A 19,841-nucleotide genomic window follows, 5' to 3' on the forward strand; every position below is an offset into this window, starting at 1 on the left:
CGAGATGACGGTTCAGGCACCCGAGGGGCAAGCGGAGAGCATGACGGCCCTGATCGCGCGGCTGCGCGCGGAGCAAGGCGAGCAGCCGGAGCGACAGCTCCAGGCGCTCTTGCTGCACGAGCTCGGCGCGCTCGAGGAGGCGCTCGGCGAGGAGCCCACGGCGGCGCGCGACTACCTCGCCGCGTTCAACGCGGATCCCCAGTTCCGCGAGCCGCTCGAGGCGCTGGTCCGCATCCTCACGCGGCGCAAGTCCATCAAGAACCTCGGCAAGCTGCTCGACGCGCTCACGCGCGCCGCGGCCACGCCCGAGGAGCGGGCACGCTCGTTCTGGGAGCGCGCGGCGTACCTCCAGGACCACGAGCAGAACCTCGCGGCGGCCAAGGAGGCGCTCGAAGAGGCGGCGCTCAGCAACCCGGAGGACGCGACCCCGTGGCTCGAGCTCGAGCTCATCGCGGCCAAGGAAGGGGACCTCGCCGGCCGGATGCGCGCGCTGGAGGCCCGCGCGGAGCTCGCGACGGACGCGACGTGGAAGGGGCTGCTCTTCATCGAGCTCGCCGACCTCGCGGCGGCGACCGAGAACGTGGAGCGCGCCTACGAGCTGCTCGACGCGGCCGCCGCGCTGGAGGGGCGGGCGCGCTTCAGGTCGCAGCTCGCGCTCGAGGTCATCGCCCGGCGCGAGGAGGACCTCGGCGCGCTCGCGCGCGCCCTCGAGGGGCAGGCGGAGCTCATCGCCGACGCGCTCGACGACGAGGCGAGCGGCGACGCCAACGGCGTCCCGCGGACCCTGCGCAAGCCGGAGCACGCGGCCGACGCGTGGCTCCGCGCCGCCGAGCTGACGCAGCGGGCCGGGACGGGCGGCTTCGCGTCGCTCCTCGAGCGGGCCGCGGAGCGGCTGCCCCAGTCGACGCTGCTCGGCCGGGCGCGCATCGCCGCGCTCGAGTCCGCCGGCGAGGCCGAGGCCGCCGCCAGCCTGGCCAAGCAGGAGATCGCGCGCGGCGCGAGCGGGCCCGGCGCCGCGGCCCTGTGGCTGCGCGTCGCCGAGGCGGCGGCGCTCGCGAGCGATCGCGAGGCCGCGCTCGCGGCGCTCCGGAGCGCGCTCGCGGCCGACCCGCAGTGCATCCCGGCCCGCGCGCTGGAGATCGATCTCCTCGGAGACGGTCAGGACCCGTCCGCGTTCGCGGCCTCGCTCGAGGCGACGGCGGCCTCGTACGCGAGCGACGACGCGAGGGGGCGCGCGCTGCTCCTCGCGGCCTACGTCTGGGCGGTGCGGACGGACGACGTCGGCGCGGCGAAGGCGGCCCTGTCGCAGGCCGGCATGGCCGGCGTCCACCCGGGCGTGCTCGCGCGCTTCGGCCGGTCGTTCGCCGCGCTCCGCGGCGACGCGGCCTGGTACGAGGAGTCGACGAAGCGGCTGCTCTCGACGGGCGTCGACCCGGCCGAGAAGGCGAGCCTGTGGTTCGAGATCGGCCGGAGCCGCCTCCTCCGGGGGGACGCGGACGGCGCCGAGGGCGCCTTCGCCGAGCTCGCCGACGCCGGCGCCGACGACGGCGCCACGCCGAACGCGTGGCTCGGGCGGGCGCTCGGCGCCTTCGCGGTCGATCTCGTCCGCAGCCGGCGCGAGCGCGGCGACGAGCCCGGCGCCCCAGGCCCACGGCGCTCGCCGACGGTCATCGAGGCGCTCGCCGAGGTCGAGGGCGAGGAGACCGCGCGCGGGCTGTGGCTCGTCGCTGCCCTGCGCAGCGCGCGCGGCGGCGATCTGGATCGCGCGCGGAGCCGGCTCCGCGCGCTCTTCGAGCGATCCGCGGACGACGAGGTCGTCGCGGTGTTCCTGGCCGAGCTCCACCGGCGCGCCGGGAGCCCCGCCGCCGCGGCCGCGACGCTGTCGGCCTGCGCCGCGGCGATCGACGACGCCGATCTCTCGGCGGCGCTGCACATCGAGGCGGCGATCCTGCTCTGGCGCGCCGGCGAGCGCGGGCGCGCCGTCGAGGAGCTCGAGGCGGCGCGCGGCAAGGCGCCGCGCGCCGGCGCGACGGCGCTCACCTGGGCCCTCCGCGGCCACGAGGCGGGCGATCTGGAGAGCCGGCGCCGCGCCCTCGAGGTCGCCGGCGAGGCGGGCGAGGACCCGGCGGCGCTCGCGCTGTCGCGGTTCGGCCTCGAGGTCGGCGCGGCCGAGGGCGGCGACGCCGACGAGGCGCTCGCGACGCTCGAGGCGCTGGAGTCGCAGGCGAGCGACGACCTCGCCCTGGCCGCCGCGCTCGGGCGCCTCCTCTGGCAGCCGGCCCTCGAGCAGCGGAGCGCCGTCGAGCGCGCGCTCGACTACATCGAGGAGCGCGGCGACGGCGCCGCGACGATCGCGCACGCCGAGCGCTTCCGCCTCGCGCGGACCCTGGACCAGGATCGCGCGCGCACCGCGGCGCGCGCGGCGGCGTGGGCCGCTGCCGACCCGAGCCCGCACGCCGAGCTCGAGTGGCTCGGCGCCGCGCTCGGCGCCGAGGACCGCGAGGCGGAGGTCGCCGCGCGGAGCGCGCTCGCGCGGCACATGGAGGGCGAGGCCCGCGCCGCGATGGAGGCCTCGGCCGCGATCGTCGGGGCGCTCGATCAGCCGAACCTGCCGCGGCCGTTCCTCACGGGCGAGCACGCGCCCGCGCAGCTCGCCAACCTCGAGCTCGCGCTCCCCGGCTGCGATCCGCGGCGCCGCGCCGCGGCGCTGCACGGGCTCGGCGACGCGCTCGGCGAGGAGGCGCAGCTCACCGCGCTCGGCCTCGCGGGCTGGTCGGACTTCGCGGCCGGGGATCACGAGCGCGCGCTCGCCGCGTTCCGCGCGGTCGTCGAGCGGCGGCCCGACGACGTCGCCGCCTGGGAGGGCGTTCGCGCGACGTCCGAGGCGCTGCGCGACCCCGTGTCGACGGCGCTCGCCTCGGCGCAGCTCGGGGCGCTCTGCAAGGACGACGCGCGCGGCGCGGGGTTCTGGGAGAGCGCTGGGCTCCTGCTCCTCCAGCACACCGAGGCCCACGACGACGCGGAGATCGCCTTCGATCGCGCGTTCGCGCGCGACCCGCGGCGCGGCGTCGCCTTCGACCGGCTGTTCCGCCGGGTCCGCGCGCGCAACGAGGACGACCGGCTGCTCGACATCATCGAGAGGCGGCTCGGCGTGGCGGACAACGACCTCGAGCTCTGCAAGCTGTTCTGGGAGCGCGCGCGCGTGCTCCGCAAGAAGGGCAGGCTCGACGACGCGCTCGCCGCGCTCGAGAACGTGACGCTGCTCGAGCCGGATCACATCGGCGCGCTGGCGCTCTCGGCCGACATCTCGAAGGCGCAGGGCGACCTCGGCCAGGCGGCCGCCTTCTACGCCGAGCTCTCGCGCGTCGCGAAGGCGCCGGGGGAGCAGCGCCTCATGTCGGGGATCACGGCCGTCGACGCCTACGAGAAGCTCGGCGAGCACGACAGGGCGCTCGAGGTGCTGATCGGCCTGCACCGGGCCGGGCTGTCGACGCTCGTCGTCCGCGAGCGCCTCGTCCGCGTCGCCGCCCGGGTCGGCTCCTGGGACGAGGCGACGCGCCTGCTCGAGGAGCTCATGGTCGAGCGCGACACCCCCGAGGGGCGGATCGAGGCGGCGCGCCTCGCGATGGCCATCTACCGGGATCAGCTCGGCGCGCCGCGCCGCGCCGAGCGGGCCGTCGCGAAGCTCCTCGAAGAGGCGCCGGACGACGGCGAGGCGATCGATCTCGTCCTCACGACCGACTACGAGCCCGCGTTCCGCACCCGCGTGCTCGGCCGCGCCAAGGCGACGCTGATCCAGGCGCTCGCGGTCGAGCCGCTCGACGCGGCCCGGGTCGCGCTCCTCGCGAAGATCGCCGGCGCGGGGCAGGACGCGGCGCTCCGGCAGGCCACGCTCGGCGCGCTCGTCTCGCTCGTCCGCATCGACGACGGCATCTCCGCGGAGCTCAGGAAGATCGACGCCCGCGTCCCGGCGCGGCCGCAGATCGCCCTCGACGCCAAGGCCATGGCCGACATCGCCGATCCGCTCGACACCGGGCCCGTCGGCGAGCTGTTCGCGAAGATGGCCGAGACCATCTGCATGGCGCTCGGCCCGTCGCTCGTGTCGCTCGGCGTCGGCAAGAAGGACCGCATCGACTCGCGCGGCGGCCACCCGCTGCGCGTGGCGGTCGCCGAGTGGATGGGCGCGCTCAGCTTCGAGACGGACTTCGAGCTCTACGTCGGCGGCCCCAGCCCTCGCGGCGCGACCGGCGTCTACGGCCAGCTGCCGGCGCTCGTGCTCGGCGCCGAGATCACGACGCCGCTCGACGCCGCCTCGCGCTCGGCGATCGCGCGCGAGGCGTTCGCGCTGCGCCGGGGCATCTCCTCGCTCAGGACGCGGGACGACAGCACCGTCGCCTCGCTCGTCGCGGCCGCGTGCATCGAGGCGGGCTTCACGGTCCCGCAGCCGCCCTACGCCGTCTTCGGCGAGGTCTCGCGCGCCATCCACAAGGAGATGTCGCGCGCGACCCGCAAGGCCATCGCCGACGTCTGCCAGCGCATCGTCTCGAGCCAGCAGGACCCGCTCCGCTGGGCGCAGGCCGCGCGCAGGAGCATCGATCGCATGGCCGTCATCGCCGCAGGCGACGTCTCGCTGGTCCTCTCGGACATCCTCAATACCCCGCGCGAGCAGCTCGGCGGTGTCGTCGCCGAGAGCGAGCGGGCGCGCCAGCTGGTCGCGTTCGTCCTCTCGCAGAGCTACCTCGAGCTCCGGAAGAAGCTCGGCATGGGGGTCCGGTGAGCAAGAATCCGCAATCCAAGAGCTCCTCTGGCGGCGGCGGCGACGAGGGCGCGCCGTCGCAGGAGAAGATCACGGTCCCCCCGCCGGCGATGTACGGCGCGGCGGTCTCGGAGGGCGACGTCGAGGAGGCCACGCTCCTCGCGAAGATCCCCGAAGAGCTCATCCAGTCGATCCGCGGCGCCGAGGAGGGCGAGCGCGCCGGTGAAGGCGGCCTGAAGCAGCTGTTCTCCCGCGAGCCCGTGCCCGTGCCCGCGAGGCCCGCGCAGAGCGCCGGAGAGAGCGACGCGCTGCTCGACATGCTGTTCGAGGATCAGCGCGCCGAGGACGCCGACGACGGGGTCGTGACCTCGGCGCCGGCGTTGCACGGGACGCGCCGGCCCCCGGCGCCCATCCCGCCGCCGCGCCCCCCGTCGCTGCCCCGCCCCGCCGCCCCGCCCCGCTCGGGCAGCAGGCCGGGCGACGTGAAGGCGTCGCTCGGCGCGGAGCTCACGCCCGGCGCGCCCGGTGATCGCACGCCGAAGATCCCGCCGCCGGCCCCGTCCGCGAGGTTCACGGCGCCGCGCCCCCAGCCCGCCGCCCCGCCGCCGCCGCCGTCGGTGCGCCGGGAGCCTGTGTTCGAGGAGGACACCGCCGAGCCGGGCGACCGCGCGACGCCCATCCCCGACGGCGGCGACTCCCCGTTCGAGTTCGCGCCGCCCAGCGGCGCCAGCAGCGGCCGGTTCGCGGACGCGCACGCCTTCGACGACGAGGAGACGCACGGCATCGACGACGAGGAGACGAACGCCCTCGACGAGCCTGGGCCCACGACCCGGCCGTACACCGGCCAGTCGTCCGCCTCCGCCAGCCGCTGGGATCAGCCCGCCGCCGACAGCGATCCCGGCGAGCTCGTCGACGAGTCCAGCCTGCTCAGCGGGTCGGCCGAGCCGACCGATGAAGAGCTCGAGGACGATCTCGCGCAGACGCGCGTCGCGACCCGGAGACCCGACAGCGGCGTCGCCTTCACGCCGCCGCGCCCGCCTTCATCGCCGCGCGCGTCGTCGTCGCCGCCGCGCCCGTCTTCGTCGTCGCGCGCGCCGTCGTCGTCGTCGCCACGCCCGTTTGCGCCGTCCCACGTCCGGCCGTCGTCGTCGTTCGTGCCGTCGCCGTCATCGTTTGTGCCGTCGTCGTCGCGCGTGCCGTCGTCGTCGCCGCCGCGCCCGTCTTCGTCAGCGCGCGTCCCGTCGGCGCCTCCTTCGGGCCCGTTGTCATCGGCTCCTTCCCGCGCGCCCGAGAGCCTCCCGCCGCTGCCGTCGATCCCGCCGCCCGCCTCGGTGTTCGACGGCGAGCAGGACGCGAGCGCGATCCTCGTCCAGTCGCAGCAGCGCGACGTGTGGGCGGCGCGCGCCGCGTGGCTCCGCTCCGAGGCCGAGCTCATCGAGGACCCCGCGGCCCGGGCGCGCGCGCTGCTTCCCGTCGCCGAGCTCTACGTGATGGCCGGGGAGGACGCCACCGCCCGCGCCATCGCCGCCGAGGCGCGGGATCTCGCCCCGAGCCTCATCTTCGCGCACCGCCAGCTCCGCGGCCTCCTGATGCGCGAGGCAGATCTGCCCGCCGCGCTCGAGGCGCTGGAGAGCGAGACCCGCGTCCTCGGCACGCCGGTCGCGCGCTGCCACAACCTCGTGCTCGGCGCGGAGCTCTGCCGCATCCCGCTCGCGGATCCCGAGGGCGCCCACAAACGCTTCGAGCTCGCGGCGCGGACGCACCCCGCCGATCCCCGCGCGCACGTCCAGCGCTTCTGCGAGGCGCTCGCCGCGCCGGACTCGGACGCGGCGGCCTCCGCCGTGCTCGCGAAGTTCCGCCTCCCCGAGGCGCCCGAGCTCGCGCCGCTCGCCGCCGCGAGCGCTCAGGTCGCAGCGCACCGCGGCGCCCCGCGGCCGGCGCGCGGCCGCGCCGCCCCCGCCACGCCGTACGAGGCGCTGCTCCGCGCCCGCGCCCTGCTCGGCGCCGGCGACCTCGCCGAGGGCCTCGCGACCCTCGATCCCCTGCGCGGCACCTCGCTCGCGCCCGCCGTCGCGTGGCTCACCGCCGCGCTGAGCGCCGCGCGCAAGGAGACCCGCCCGGCGTCGCTCGGCGCGCTCCGCAGCGTCGCCGCCGGCTCGCACGGCGGCCAGGCGCGCCGCGCCCTCGCGGCGCAGGCGATCGAGCTCGGCGACGCCGCCGCGGTGCGCGACGCGACGCTCGACGACGGCGACGCCGGCGGCGCCTTCTCGCCGGCCGATCGCATCGTCCTCTCGGCGCTCGCCGGCGGCGCCGCGGGCGAGATCGACCCGTGGCTCGACGCCCTCGCCGACGATCCCGAGTTCGCGCCGCTCTGCGCCGCGGCGAGCGCCGCCCTGAGCGACGCCGGCGGCGACGCCGCGGTGGCCTCCGTGGACGGCGCGCCCGCGTCGAGGGGCGTGCGCCCCCTCGGCGGCCCGAGGGCCCGCGCCGCCGCGGCCCTCGGCCGCGCGCTCTCGCGCGAGGCCGTCCCCGCCGAGGGCGGCGTCGACGCGAGCGACGCCTTCTCCCGCGCGGTCGTCACGTACGGCGACACCGCGCCGGAGAGCCCGCTCTTCCGGGCGCTCGCGCTCGAGCTCGATCTCGACGGCGATCGCGGCGCCCGCGTCGCCAGGGCCGTGGCGTCGCTGCGCGAGGTCGCGTCCGAGCGCGACAGCGCGCTCGCCGCCGCCGTCCTCGCGGAGATCGCGGGCGATCAGCGCGCGGCGATGAGCGATCTCGATCGCGCCCGCGCCGCGGACCCGCAGCACGAGGGCGCCGCGCGCGCCCGCGCCGCGCAGGAGAGCGGCGTCGGCGCGGCCCGCATCCTCGCGGAGCACGCGCTCACGCTCGACGAGGGGCCGCGGGCCGCGGTGCTCGTCACCGAGGCCGCGATCCGCCTGCTCGACGGCGGCGACAACGAGGAGGGCGAGCGCCTGCTCTCGCGCGCCGCCCAGATCGATCCGAAGCTCCCCGTCGCGCTCCACCTCGGCGAGCGGAGCGCGCGCGCCCGGGTCGACCGCGACGGCCTCCTCGAGTGGCTCAGGACCCGCCGCGAGGGCGCGGCCGACCCCCTCGAGCGGGCCCACGATCTCGTCCGCGAGGCGCTCCTCGTCGCCGAGGCCGACCCCGCGGCCGCGGCGTCGCTCCTCGAGACGGCGCACCGCTCGCGCCCCCAGGACATCGGCCTGCGCGAGCTCTTCGAGCGGCTCGCGCCGGAGCCGCCCGCCGACCGCGCCTCCTGGCGCGCCGAGCGCGCCGCCGAGCTCCTGCGCGCCCTCGACGCAGGCGGTGATGGCGACGGCCGCCCGGGTGACGACCGCGCCGCCGCGGGCATCGAGGCCGCTCGCCTCGCGCTCGAGGCCGCCCTCGACCACGAGCGCGCCGGCGATCTCGCGCAGGCCGCCGCGTGCGCCCGCCAGGCGATCGCCGCCGGGGACAACGCGCTCGCGCCGATCGCGCTCTACCGCGCGGCCGTCGCGGGCCACGGCACAGGAGAGCTCGTCGACGCCCTGATCCCGCGCGCCCGCGAGGCGGCGGACGCGGCGGAGCGCCTCGACATCTACGAGCGCCTCGCTGAGCTGGACGAGCACGGGCGCAAGGACGCCGGCAGCGCCCTGCTCTGGCGCCGATCCATCCTGGAGGAGACGCCGCACCACCTGCCGACGCTCCGCCGGGTCGCCTCGTACCTCATCAGCGAGGGCCGCGACGAGGAGCTCGAGCCGATCGCGCTGGAGATCGCGCGTGTCCTCGACGGCCCGGAGGCGATCGCCCACGCGCTCCTGTCGGCGCGGCTGCGCCTGCGCGTGCTCCCGTGGGAGGAGGCGCTCGAGCCGGTCCAGATCGCGTACAGGAACGAGCCCCGCGGCATCTGGGCGCTGCGCCAGATGGCCGCCCAGGCCCGCGCGAAGGCGGATCACGCCCTCGCGATCGAGGCGGATCGCCAGCTCATCGAGCGCACCGATCGCCCGTCCGAGGCCGCGGCCCTCTCGGTGCGCGCCGCCAGGGACGCCCTGCTCGCGGGCTCGATCGAGGACGCCGTCGCCTTCTTCCGGCACGCGATCACGCTCGTCCCGCACTACCTCGTCGCGCACCTCGATCTCGCCGACGCGCTCGAGCGCGGCGGCGACCCGGCGGCCGCCGCCGCGGCGCTCGAGTCCGCCGCGGGCGCGAGCGTCGGCCCCGAGGGGCGCGCGCACTCGCTCTACGCCGCGGCCGTGCTCTGGCAGGACAAGGTCCAGAACGTCGCGCGGGCGCGCGACGTCCTCGAGGCGGTCGCCACGGTCGATCCGTCGTACGCCGACGTCTTCTCGCGGCTCAGGGCCATCTACATCGCCGAGGGCGCGCGCGCCGAGCTCGCCGCGCTCCTCGAGCGCCGCCTCGAGGCGGTGACGGATCCCGCGGAGCGGGTCGAGATGGAGGTCCTGCGCGGCCGGGCGCTCGCCGACGTGGGCGACGCGGCGGCCGCGAAGCGCGCGCTCGCCGCCGCGCTCGACGCGAACCCCGATCACGTCGAGGCCCTGACCGCGTTCGCCGACGTCTGCGCCGGCGAGGGCGACTGGGCCGGCGCCGAGCAGGCGTGGATCCGCCTCGCGCGCCTCGTGCCCGAGCCCGCGAAGCAGGTCGCGATCTACCTCCGCCTCGGCGAGCTCTACGACGAGCACCTCCCGAACGCGGAGCGCGCCGAGCTCGCGTACCAGGAGATCCTGAAGCGCTCGCCGGGCGACGTGAGCGCGCGCGAGCGCCTCGTCTCGCTCTACAAGCGCGCCGGCGACGGCGCCCGCGCGCTCGAGCAGCAGAACCTCCTCATCAGCGCCGCGGAGGCGCCCGAGCAGAAGTGCCGCCGCACCGCGGAGCTCGCCGAGATCTACGAGGCGATGGGGGACGCCAAGAAGGCCGAGGCCACGCTGCTCACGGCCCGCAAGACGTGGCCGAAGGACGACTTCGCCCTCGGCGCGCTGGCCAGCTACTACCAGCGCACCGAGCAGGCCTCCGCGGCGACCACCCTGCTCGATCGCGCCCTCGCCGACGCGCGCCGCGCGCTCAACACCGGCCGCTTCGAGCCCTACCTCTTCTCGACGGTCGCGACGGTCGCGGAGCTCCGCGGACGCGCCGGCGCCGCGAAGATCGCGCGCGCGACGGTCGACGCGCTCGACGGCCGCGACGCCGCGATGGGCGGCGCGGGCAACGCCGCCGGCGCCGCCCGCCTCGACGCCCACCTCGCGCCGGAGCTCATGACCCCGGCGTTCCGGGAGCTCCTGCTCAAGACGGGCCCGCTGCTCGACGCCGCGGTGCCGTTCGATCTCGACTCGATCCGCGCGACGCCGCTGCCGCCCCAGCACGCCGAGATCACCGATCTGGCGCGCGGCATCGGCGCGGCGTACGGCCTCCCCGGCCTGCAGGTCTACATGACGGGCGCGCTCGGCGCCGTCTGCGTGCCGGCGTCCACGAGCCCGCCCAAGATCGTCCTCGGCCAGGCGCTCGTCACCTCGCCGCGCGAGGACGTCCGGCTCGCCCTCATCCACCGCGCCGTCAAGATCCTCCAGACCAACGCCTCGGCCTTCTCGCGGACGGCGCCGATCGATCTCTGGCCGCTGCTCGCGGCTTACCTGAAGGCGTTCGTCCCGTCGTGGTCGCCGCAGGGCGCGGACGCCGGGCGCCTGCGCGAGTACCACGGCCGCATCGAGCGGGTGATGGCGGGCGGCGTGGATCCGAAGATCAGCGTGCTCGCCGCCGACGTCATCGGCTCGATCGGCAACCGCGCCTCGACGTTGAACACCGCGATCAACGGCTGGGGGAACCGGGCCGCGTTCCTCGCCGTGGGCGACATCAACGTCGTCCTCACGGGCATCGCCTGGTCCGGCGGCAACACGAACGCGCCGCCCGCCGCGGGCAAGGACCGCGTCACCTGGATCGGGCGCAACGCCGAGGCGCGCGACCTCATCGTCTTCGCCGTGAGCGACGGCCTGACCGAGGCGCGGGAGCAGCTCGGCTTCAACGAGTGAAGGCACGTCCCCCACGATCCATGACGACGACCCTCAAGGCCAAGCCCCGCGTCTCTTACGATTGCTCGAAGTGCCCGGCCTACTGCTGCTCCATCTACGAGCGGGTCGAGGTCACGCCGCGCGACCTGCGGCGGCTCGCCCGCCATTTCGGCCTCACGCTCGAGGCCGCGGAGGCGCGCTTCACGAAGCGCTACAACGACGAGCGCATCCTCCGGCGGCAGTCGGATCCGGTGCTCGGCCGGGTCTGCCGCTTCCTCGATCTCACGACCCGCGGCTGCACCATCTACGAGGCCCGGCCCGAGGTCTGCCGCGACTACCCGGGCAGGCCGCGGTGCGGCTATTACGACGTGCTCCAGTTCGAGCGGGAGACACAGGACGATCCCGACGTGATGCCGCTCGTGCAGATCACGTTCCGGTCCAGGACGCCGGCCGGTTAGCGCTCGCTAGGGCGGCAGCGCGGCTCAAGCGCGGCTCACGTCCACTCGGGCACCTCGTCGCCCGTGTCCGCCTGCGCCGCCGCGCTCGCCTTCCTCCGCTCGTGCAGCCACTCCTCCGGCCGATCGGCGGGGTAGATCCGCAGCGAGCCGTCGGCCGGCCCGAGCAGATCCTCCGCGCGCGCCGCGCCCGTGATCCGCTGCGCGGCCATGAGGCCTGACATCGCGGCGCCTGCCACCCCGTGGCTCAGCGTGCTCGCCCCGCACTGGTACAGCCCCGGGATCCTCGTCCCGATGGAGAACGACAGCGGGCCGAGCTGCCACCTCGTCTTGGCGGTGCCGTAGGCGGCGCCGCGGTACGTGGCGCAGTAGAAGTCGTTGGTCAGCGGCGTCGCCACCGAGCGGAACACGAGCGCGCGCGAGATGCCTGGGATGACGTTCTCCGCCGCCGCGATCATCTGATCTCCGATCGACTCCTTGAACGCCTCGTACTCCGCCCCTCGCTCGCCCGTGCGGGTCTTCTCCCAGCGCGTGAAGGGGCCGTGGGGCACGAACGTGAACATCTCGATCGTGTGGTGGTCGCCCCGGGTCGGGTGGCCCGGGTCCTTCAGCGTCGTGATGGTCAGGAACAGCCCGTCCACCGCCCCGCGCGGCAGCTGGTGCTCCATGCGCTCGTAGAGGCGCCCCACGTCTCGCCCGCGGTACCACCAGTAGTTGCCTGAGTCGTAACCCATCGACCGGAGGTCCATGTCCACCGCGCAGAACACGCTGAGCAGGCTGACCGAGTACTCCATCCGCTGGACCTTGCGGCGCTCGCGGGCGGTCAGCTCGGGCGGCAGCAGCTCTCCATAGGTGATCGCCGGGTCCGCGTTCGAGACGACGCTCGCCGCGCGCAGGACCTCGCCCCCTTCCAGCTCGACGCCGGCCGCTCTCCCTCGCTCGACGAGGATGCGCTTCACCCGCGCGCGCGTCCGCACCTGCCCGCCGAGCCGGCGAAGGGCCCTGATCATCGCGAGCGGGATGCGCTTCGCGCCCCCGCGCGGGTAGTACCCGCCGTCCATGTAATGGCAGACGATGCCCGCGTGGACCGGCAGCGCCACGCGCGACGGCGAGAGCCCGTGATCGCCCCCCTGCGCCGAAAGGAACGCGCGCAGCAGGGGATCACGGATCGTCGCGTCCAGCAGATCTTCCTGGGTGCGGAGGCCCCAGCGCACGAGGCTCGGCGCCTTGAACGGCGCGAGCAGCACCCTCGGGAACTCGAGCATCGCCTCGAGGCGCCCGAGATCGTCGTTGACCCCGCGCAGCACACGGAAATACCGCGCTATCCCCGCGGCCTCGTGCGGGAACCGCGCCGTGAGCCGGGCGATGAGCCGATCGAGGCCCTTGGGCACGTCGAGCCGCTCGTCGCCGATGATCAGGTGATCGAGCCCATCCGGGTTGAGCTCGCAGAACTCGAGATCTCCCGAGAGCCCGAGCCCCTCGTAGAGCCGCCGCACGGCGCCCCCCGGGCCGAGCCCGCCGATATAATGGACTCCCGGGCTGAACAGGTACCCATTCAACGAGAAGCTGTGCGTCCACCCGCCGGGCAGGTAGTGCTGCTCGACGACGAGCACCTTCTGTCCCGCGCGCGCCAGCGCGAGCGCCGCAGTGAGCCCGCCGGCGCCCGATCCGATCACGACGGTATCCGCGTGCCGCATGACGCTACCCCCCCGGACTACGATGCTCCAGGGACGTGGGCGGCTGCGCGCTTGTGCCCTCGATGGCCCCGCCGCTTGCCCGTCGCTTACCCGCCGTCTCGCTTGCCGGCGTCGGGCGGCGCCCCGGCGTCGGGCGGCGCCCTGTCCGCCTTCTCCATCGTCATGAGCGGCAGCGGGCAGACGACGGGCACGGCGCGCGCGGGGGTCTGCGCCGACTCGCGGAGGCAAGTCTTGCCGGTCAGGCGGAGGCGCTCGCCCACCTCGAGGTCGGGCGGGCACACGACCGCCTGGGACGCGGAGACGAGATCCCCGTCGATCCAGAAGAGCTCGCACCCGTCGTCCGTCCGGCGGAGGTGGTAGTGCCGCGTCGGCCGCCGCGGCGCCGGCGTGCCCTCCGGGAGCGCGGCGCCGCCGTCGCTCGCCTCCGCGACCCCGCCCTCCCTCCCGGCGTCCCCCTGGCAGGCGGTCACCCCGAACAGCACCCCGAACAGCACCCCGGCCAGCAGCGCCGGCAGGAGCCCGGCCAGCGTTCGCGGCGACGTCGGCGGCGGCATCTGGGCGCCTCCCGGACCGCCCCTGCTCACCGGGTCGGGAAGAGCAGGATGGACATCTTGGTCAGGAAGAAGTCGGCGATCAGGATGGTGATCGACGTCACGACCACCGTGCGCGTGGTCGCGTGGCCGACGCCCTCCGTTCCGCCCCGCGTGATCAGCCCGAAGTGGCACCCGACGAGCGCGATGATCGCCCCGAAGAAGGGCGTCTTGTACATCCCGCTGAAGTAATCGTTGAACGTGACCGAGCCGAGCGCCGTCCTCAGGAAGAAGCCGGCGGGGATGCCGAACTCGGTCGCGCAGACCAGCATCGCCCCGCCGAAGCCCAGCACGAGCGCGAACGCGCCGAGCACGGGCATCACCACGATGCTCGCGAGCAGCCGCGGCAAGACGAGCTTCTTCAGCGGGCTGGCGCCGAGGGCGCGGATCGCGTCGATCTGCTCGGTGACGGCCATCGACCCGACCTCGGCCGCGATGCCGGCGCCGATGCGGCCGCCGACGATCACCGCCGTCAGCGTCGGCGCCAGCTCGCGCGAGAACGACAGGCCGATGATGCGGCCCGTGTACTCCATGCCGCCGAACTTCTGCAGGCCGATGGCGAACTGCACCGCCATGACCATCCCGACGAAGAGCGCCGTCACCGACGCGATGGCGGCCGAGCGGACGCCGAGCGCCTCCATCTGGTAGAGGGTCGAGCGGATCTCGAGCGGCCGCTCGAACATCGACCTGAGCGCCCCCCAGGTCATCCGCCCGAACTGCCCGAGGTGCTCGACGAACCCGACCGCGTTCTCGTTGATCCGGGCGAGCAGCGGGGGGAGCGGCGGGGGGGGCAGGCTGTTCGGCGCCAGGCTCTGCGGGGGCACGCTCGTCGGCTGCAGGCTCTGCGGGGGCACGCTGGTGGAGCCCCCGCCGGAGGAGGCGGCCGGCGGGCCGTTCGAGGCGGGCGGCGGCGCCACGGGCCGTTTGCGATCAGTCGTCATCGGTCATCGGTGCGCAGGGTCGAGAAGCCGCGGACCATCCGCGTGAACGCCGGCTCGCTTCCGGCGTAGCGGGCGGGATCGGCGATGAGGAGCATGTCGTACACGCAGCCGTTCTTCTTGAGCACCCAGATGTCGAAGACCTTCGGCACCCCGTCGAGCTTCGCCGACATGACGGTGTGCATCGCCTCGCGGCCGTCGAACGGCACGACCTCCTGCTTCAGCACCTCGCGCTCGGTGAAGTGCAGGAAGAGGTGGTTGGTCAGCGAGACGAGCGGGATGTCCTCCTCGTTCCGGCAGCGCCCGTTGAGGGCGATGGTCGCCCCGTTCGCGTCGTCGCGGTACGCCACGGCCGCGTCCGACACCTCGAGCCGCTCCCAGCTCGCCGGCGCCGGGGGCACGCGGAACGCCACGTCCGTGCCGCGGTAGACCGTTCCGTCGAACGACGGCCCTCCGCAGGCGGCGAGCGCGATCGCGACGGCGAGCAGCCAGGCTCGGGGGTCCGCTGCCTCGCCCGCAGAACCCGCGGCGGTGAGGCGCCTTCGAAGGGGTCGTCGCATCGCTGCGGGCCGACGCTATCACGCTTTTGCATCCTGGGCGAACCGCGAGCAGCCCGGCCGTTCCGGCGAGATCCTCGCCGTCACCAGGAGTCTCTTCGCCGCGGCGCGTCCCACGGCGGGGACCGGCGCGCAGCGGGGCGCCGGGGGGACGGGCGAAAGTGCTGCCAGCGCTCGTGCTCGCGCCGGGCGCGCCCTGTCATGAAGATGCGGACAAGGAAGAGCCCGGCGACGAACCCCCCGAGGTGCGCGAAGAACGCCACGCCGCCGCCGCGCACGCCGATGGAGCCGAGCCCGTTCAGCAGGTTCACCACGAAGTACTCGAGGATGACCAGCCACGCCGGGAGCTCCAGGAACAGCCCGAAGATGAACCACAGGAGGAAGATCGGGTTCAGCACCGTGATCGGCGATCGCGGGTAGAGCGACGCGTACGCGGCCAGGACGCCCGAGATCGCGCCCGAGGCGCCCACCATCGGGATCGTCGAGCCGGGATCGATGATGATCTGCGCGCCCGCGGCGGCGATCCCGGACAGCACATAGAAGGCCGCGTAGCGGGCGCTGCCCAGCGCGTCCTCGACGTTGTCGCCAAAGATCCAGAGGAACAGCATGTTCCCGCCGAGGTGGGCCCACCCCGTCGGATCGTGCAGGAACATGCTGCTGAAGACCGTCCACCACGCGTCGCTCGGCGCTTCCAGGAGCTGCTCGGGGACGAGGCCCCACGCCGAGAGCAGCCGGTCGGGCGGCAACCCGGCAGCGATCGTCGATCGCATCCAGAAGAAACCGAGGACGTTGAGCGCGATCAGCAGGTAGTTGACGACCGGCAGCTTGCGGGTCGGCAGTTGGTCACGGACGGGCAGCATCGTGACCACCTTAAGCACGCGGGCCCGTGACAGCATCCGCCTGCCTTGATAGACCCCCGGCCGATGTCCGCCCTGCGCCTCCACGACACGCTGACCCAGAAGCTCGCCCCGCTCGCCCCACGACGGCCTGGCGAGGTCCGCATGTACTGCTGCGGCCCGACGACCTACGACGTCGCGCACGTGGGGCACGGCCGCGCCGCGCTCGCCCCGGATATCCTCGTCCGCCACCTGAGGGCGCGCGGCCTCCGCGTCGTCTACGTTCGAAACGTCACGGACGTCGACGACAAGATCCTGCAGCGGTCGGCCGAGTCCGGCGAGCCTCCCATGGACCTGTCGGCGCGGATGGCTCGCCTGTACCAGGACGACGTCGCCGCCCTCGGCTGTCTGACGCCCGACGTCGAGCCGAAGGTCTCGGAGCACATCCCGGAGGTCATCGCCCTCGTCGAGCGGCTGATCGAGCGAGGCGCGGCCTATGTCGTCGAGCGGCCCGGCGACGTTCGCGACGTGTATTACTCGGTCCGCAGCTTCCCCTCCTACGGCAAGCTCTCGAAGCGCAACCTCGACGAGCTGCGGGTCGGCGCGCGCGTCGGTCCGTGCGAGGACAAGCGCGATCCGCTCGACTTCGCGCTCTGGAAGGGGGTCGCCCCCGGCGGGTGGGGCTGGGACAGCCCGTGGGGCAAGGGGCGCCCCGGGTGGCACATCGAGTGCTCCGCCATGGCGGGCCGCTACCTCGGGGCCGGCTTCGACGTCCACTGCGGCGGCATGGATCTCGTCTTTCCCCATCACGAGAACGAGATCGCGCAGAGCGAGGCTGCCGATCCGGACGGCGCGCCGCTCGCCTCGATCTGGATCCACAACGGCTTCGTCAACGTCGACAAGGAGAAGATGGCGAAGTCGCTCGGCAACTTCGTCAAGCTCCGCGACGTCTACGCGCGCAACGACCCGGAGGCGCTCCGCTACTTCCTGCTCACGGTCCACTACCGGGGCCCGCTCGAGTTCGACACCCACAAGCGCGACGACGGCCGCGTCGTGTTCCCCGGCGTGGTCGAGGCCGAGCGCCGCGTCGACTACCTGTATGCGACGCTCGATCGACTGTCCGCGCTCTCCGCGCCGTCCGCGCTTGCCGGCCCGCCCGACGCCGGCGAGGGCGCCGCGCCGGAGCTGCCGGCGCGGCTCCCGAAGGGGTTCGCGGCGCTCGCCGCGCTCGCCGACGGCGCGCCGGGCCGCGCCGCCGCCGCGCTCGACGACGATCTCAACACCCCCGTCGTGCTCTCGATCATCGCCGAGGTCGCCAAGGCTGCCAACGAGCTCGCCGATGCCGCGCAGCGGCGGGGGAAGGACCAGGACGTCGCCCGCGCCGCCCCGCCGCTGGCGCGCCGCCTCCACGCGGCCCTGCGGTCCTCGCTCGACGTCCTCGGCCTGCTGCAGACGCCGTCTCCGGTCTACCAGGCCCGCACGCAGGAGCAGCGCCTCGAGCTCCTCGGCACGACCCGGCAGGCGATCGAGGCGAAGCTCGCCGAGCGCGCCGCGGCGCGCGCCGCGAAGGACTTCGCGCGGGGCGACGCCCTCCGGAAGGAGCTCGAGCGCGACGGCATCGAGGTTGCCGACTCTCCCACCGGTACGACATTCCGGGTGAGCGCCTGAGGCGCGCCGCGCCGCGCGCGTTCCACCGCTGACGCTCGTGCAGGCGGCTGCCCCCAGTGGACGAGGACCGACGGCAGATCTAGGTTTCGGCCCGATGAAGGCCCGCAGCGGTCCGCGCGGCTCGCACCTCCCGCGGACCAGAACGATGACGGACGACCATGGCTCGTGATCTCTACTCCGTGCTCGGCGTCTCGCGCGACGCGGACGAGGACAGCATCAAGAAGGCGTTCCGCAAGCTCGCGATGAAGTTCCACCCGGACAAGAGCCCGGGGAAGGCCAACGAGCAGAAGTTCAAGGAGATCAACCAGGCTCACGAGGTGCTGAGCGACAAGACGAAGCGCGCGCTCTACGACGAGTTCGGCGAGGAGAGCCTCTCGCAGAACTTCGATCCGGAGCGCGCCCGCGCCTATCGCCGCTACGCGAACGCGCGGGCCGGCGGCGGGGGCCGCGGCCCCGGCGGCTTCGACGTCCAGGAGATCTTCGGCAACGCCCAAGCCGGAGGCGACCTCAGCGACATCCTCGGCGACCTCTTTGGCCGTGGCCGCGCCGGCGCGGGGGGCGCGGGCCGCCGCCCGCAGCCGGCGCGCGGCCGCGGCGGCGACATCGAGCAGAACCTCACCATCGATTTCGTGTCGGCGGTGCGCGGCACGACGCTCCAGCTCCAGCGCGAGGGGGATCCCGAGCCGGTCACGGTGCGCGTCCCGCCCGGGGCCGCCGAGGGCAGCCGCCTGCGCATCCGCGGCCAGGGCGCGCCGGGCATGGGCGGCGGCGAGCCCGGCGATCTGCTGCTCAACATCCACGTCACGCCGCACCCGTTCTTCAAGCGCGAGGGCGACGACCTCCACCTCGACGTCCCCGTCACCCTGGGCGAGGCCTACCGGGGCGAGAAGATCCGCATCCCCACGCCCGACGGCGAGGTGACGCTCAAGATCCCGGCGCGCACCCAGACCGGCCAGGTGATGCGGCTGCGCGGCAAGGGCATCGCCCGCAAGGCGAAGGAGCCCGGGGATCTCTACGTGAAGTTCGTGGTGCACGTCCCCACCGTCGACGACCCCGAGGTCGCGAAGGCGATCGACGCGCTCGAGGGCAAGGTGGAGGCGCCGCGCGGCGATCTCCGGTTCTGAGCGCGGCCTCGCGGTGCGGCGCGGGCCGCGCGTACGGTCCGCTCCTCGCCGTGGCCATCGCGCTCGCCGCGTGCGCCTCGCCGGCGCCGCCGCGCCCAGCCTCGCGCGCCGCCGGCCTCTCCGCCGCGGCCGCCGCCCAGCCAGGGCGTCCGCCCCGGCGAGTGGACGCCCTGGCGCCTGCCGCCTCCTCCACTGAGCCGCGCGCCCCGGCCGCGCCTCCGGCGGTGTCGCCTGCGGCGCCGGGCGCCTCCCTCGGGGACCCGTCCGCGGCGGCCGCCGAGGGCGACGCGCGAGGCGCCTCGCAGGGGCCCTCGATCGCGATCGATCCGCCCTACAAGCTCGGCCGCCACCTCGTCCCTCGCGGCCAGGCCGAGGTGGCGGAGCAGAATCGCTGGAACGCCGGGGGCAGGGGGGATCCCCCCGCGCCGCCGCCTCCGACCGAGGGGCACCCGCTGCCGAGGATCATCGTGGACATCGACCACGTGAAGGGTCCGCTCAAGGCGAGCGAGGTGCAGCGCATCGCCCGGCGGCACCTCTGGATCCACGTCTACTCGTGCTACCGCCTGCGCGCGTACCGGGACCCGACGCTGCACGGCAAGACCACGGTGCGGCTCACGGTGAGCCGCGCCGGCAAGGTCACGGGGGCGCGCGCCACCTCGTCCACGCTCTCCGCGCCGGACGTCGTCTCGTGCCTCGCCGCGCGCGCCCGGTCGCTCCCGCTCCCCGGGGCCAAGGCCGGCTCGACGGTCACGGCCACGCTGCAGGTCTATCCGGGCGACGAGCCGGTCGAGCCTCCGCCGTCCGTCCTCGCTCCTGGCCCGGGCGAGCTCCCGCCGGACGCGATCTCCGCGGCCCTTGCCGAGGCCTTGCCCGCGTGGCGGAGCTGCTACGAAGAGGCCCTCGCGGGCGCGCCGGCGCTCTGGGGCCGCCTCGCGATCCGCTTCCACGTGACCGACAGCGGCGCCGTCGACGAGGCCTTCGAGGCCGAGTCGCGCTTCCCGGACGAACGGCTCACCCGCTGCGTGCTCCGGCGCGCGCGAGCGCTCACGTTCCCGGCGCCGGAGGGCGGCGACCTGCGCTTCGTCGTACCGCTCCGGTTTTCGCCCGACCCGCAGCCCTCAGCACCCTAGTTCCGCCCCAACCGGGACGGGCTCCTTGTGCTCCACGCTACGACTCGCCTCTTCCCGCGCGCTGCGTGCG

At 74.9% G+C, this 19,841-nt stretch carries 11 protein-coding genes; 6 read left to right on the plus strand and 5 right to left on the minus strand.

The annotated features are described in order from the left end of the window. The first annotated feature begins 4 nt into the window (after window positions 1-4). Genes WME95_RS03210 through WME95_RS03220 form a run of 3 tightly spaced genes read left to right on the plus strand, consistent with a single transcriptional unit; the run spans window position 5 to window position 11,234 of the window. Window positions 5-4,777, plus strand: a complete 4,773-nt coding sequence (locus WME95_RS03210; RefSeq protein WP_437906948.1) for a hypothetical protein — start codon at window positions 5-7, stop codon at window positions 4,775-4,777. Continuing rightward, window positions 4,774-10,797, plus strand: a complete 6,024-nt coding sequence (locus WME95_RS03215; RefSeq protein WP_437906949.1) for a hypothetical protein — start codon at window positions 4,774-4,776, stop codon at window positions 10,795-10,797. Before WME95_RS03210 ends, WME95_RS03215 begins: the two co-directional genes overlap by 4 nt. Before the next feature lie 20 nt (window positions 10,798-10,817). After that, window positions 10,818-11,234: a YkgJ family cysteine cluster protein gene (locus WME95_RS03220; RefSeq protein ID WP_437279621.1), complete on the plus strand. Its 417-nt coding sequence runs from the start codon at window positions 10,818-10,820 to the stop codon at window positions 11,232-11,234. Window positions 11,235-11,269: 35 nt separating this feature from the next. Here the strand turns inward: WME95_RS03220 and WME95_RS03225 are convergent, their stop codons facing one another. The 5 genes from WME95_RS03225 to WME95_RS03245 all read right to left on the minus strand — a co-directional run bounded on the left by WME95_RS03225 (window position 11,270) and on the right by WME95_RS03245 (window position 15,873). Continuing rightward, window positions 11,270-12,907, minus strand: coding sequence for a phytoene desaturase family protein (locus WME95_RS03225; RefSeq protein WP_437906950.1), 1,638 nt, complete (start codon window positions 12,905-12,907; stop codon window positions 11,270-11,272). 107 nt (window positions 12,908-13,014) lie between these two features. After that, window positions 13,015-13,482, minus strand: coding sequence for a hypothetical protein (locus tag WME95_RS03230; protein WP_437906951.1), 468 nt, complete (start codon window positions 13,480-13,482; stop codon window positions 13,015-13,017). Window positions 13,483-13,508: 26 nt separating this feature from the next. Then, a complete protein-coding gene (locus WME95_RS03235) occupies window positions 13,509-14,459 on the minus strand; it encodes an MlaE family lipid ABC transporter permease subunit (RefSeq protein ID WP_437906952.1) in 951 nt (316 codons plus the stop codon). Next, window positions 14,456-15,016 (minus strand): hypothetical protein, encoded by a 561-nt coding sequence (locus WME95_RS03240; protein WP_437549412.1) that lies wholly within the window; start codon window positions 15,014-15,016, stop codon window positions 14,456-14,458. Before WME95_RS03240 ends, WME95_RS03235 begins: the two co-directional genes overlap by 4 nt. Before the next feature lie 80 nt (window positions 15,017-15,096). After that, window positions 15,097-15,873 (minus strand): rhomboid family intramembrane serine protease, encoded by a 777-nt coding sequence (locus WME95_RS03245; protein WP_437906953.1) that lies wholly within the window; start codon window positions 15,871-15,873, stop codon window positions 15,097-15,099. A 63-nt stretch (window positions 15,874-15,936) separates the two neighbouring features. Here WME95_RS03245 and cysS point away from each other — a divergent pair, with 63 nt between their 5' ends. The 3 genes from cysS (at window position 15,937) to WME95_RS03260 (ending at window position 19,771) form a co-directional block, all read left to right on the plus strand. Next, window positions 15,937-17,517, plus strand: coding sequence for a cysteine--tRNA ligase (gene cysS, locus WME95_RS03250; protein ID WP_437906954.1), 1,581 nt, complete (start codon window positions 15,937-15,939; stop codon window positions 17,515-17,517). 158 nt (window positions 17,518-17,675) lie between these two features. Then, the gene (locus tag WME95_RS03255; protein ID WP_437906955.1) at window positions 17,676-18,641 is read left to right on the plus strand and encodes a DnaJ C-terminal domain-containing protein; all 966 of its coding nucleotides are present in this window, start codon (window positions 17,676-17,678) and stop codon (window positions 18,639-18,641) included. Window positions 18,642-18,865: 224 nt separating this feature from the next. Next, a complete protein-coding gene (locus tag WME95_RS03260) occupies window positions 18,866-19,771 on the plus strand; it encodes an AgmX/PglI C-terminal domain-containing protein (RefSeq protein WP_437906956.1) in 906 nt (301 codons plus the stop codon). The last annotated feature ends 70 nt before the right edge of the window (window positions 19,772-19,841 follow it).

Origin of the sequence: Sorangium sp. So ce327 (genome assembly GCF_051530205.1) — a bacterium.
Classification (GTDB): domain Bacteria; phylum Myxococcota_A; class Polyangia; order Polyangiales; family Polyangiaceae; genus Sorangium; species Sorangium cellulosum_B.

Coding starts and splice junctions, on each gene's coding strand:
- cysS (WP_437906954.1), top strand. CDS start 15,937: ATGTCCGCCCTGCGCCTCCACGACACGCTGACCCAGAAGCTCGCCCCG.
- WME95_RS03230 (WP_437906951.1), bottom strand. CDS start 13,482: ATGCCGCCGCCGACGTCGCCGCGAACGCTGGCCGGGCTCCTGCCGGCG.
- WME95_RS03210 (WP_437906948.1), top strand. CDS start 5: ATGACGGTTCAGGCACCCGAGGGGCAAGCGGAGAGCATGACGGCCCTG.
- WME95_RS03245 (WP_437906953.1), bottom strand. CDS start 15,873: ATGCTGCCCGTCCGTGACCAACTGCCGACCCGCAAGCTGCCGGTCGTC.
- WME95_RS03240 (WP_437549412.1), bottom strand. CDS start 15,016: ATGCGACGACCCCTTCGAAGGCGCCTCACCGCCGCGGGTTCTGCGGGC.
- WME95_RS03235 (WP_437906952.1), bottom strand. CDS start 14,459: ATGACGACTGATCGCAAACGGCCCGTGGCGCCGCCGCCCGCCTCGAAC.
- WME95_RS03220 (WP_437279621.1), top strand. CDS start 10,818: ATGACGACGACCCTCAAGGCCAAGCCCCGCGTCTCTTACGATTGCTCG.
- WME95_RS03255 (WP_437906955.1), top strand. CDS start 17,676: ATGGCTCGTGATCTCTACTCCGTGCTCGGCGTCTCGCGCGACGCGGAC.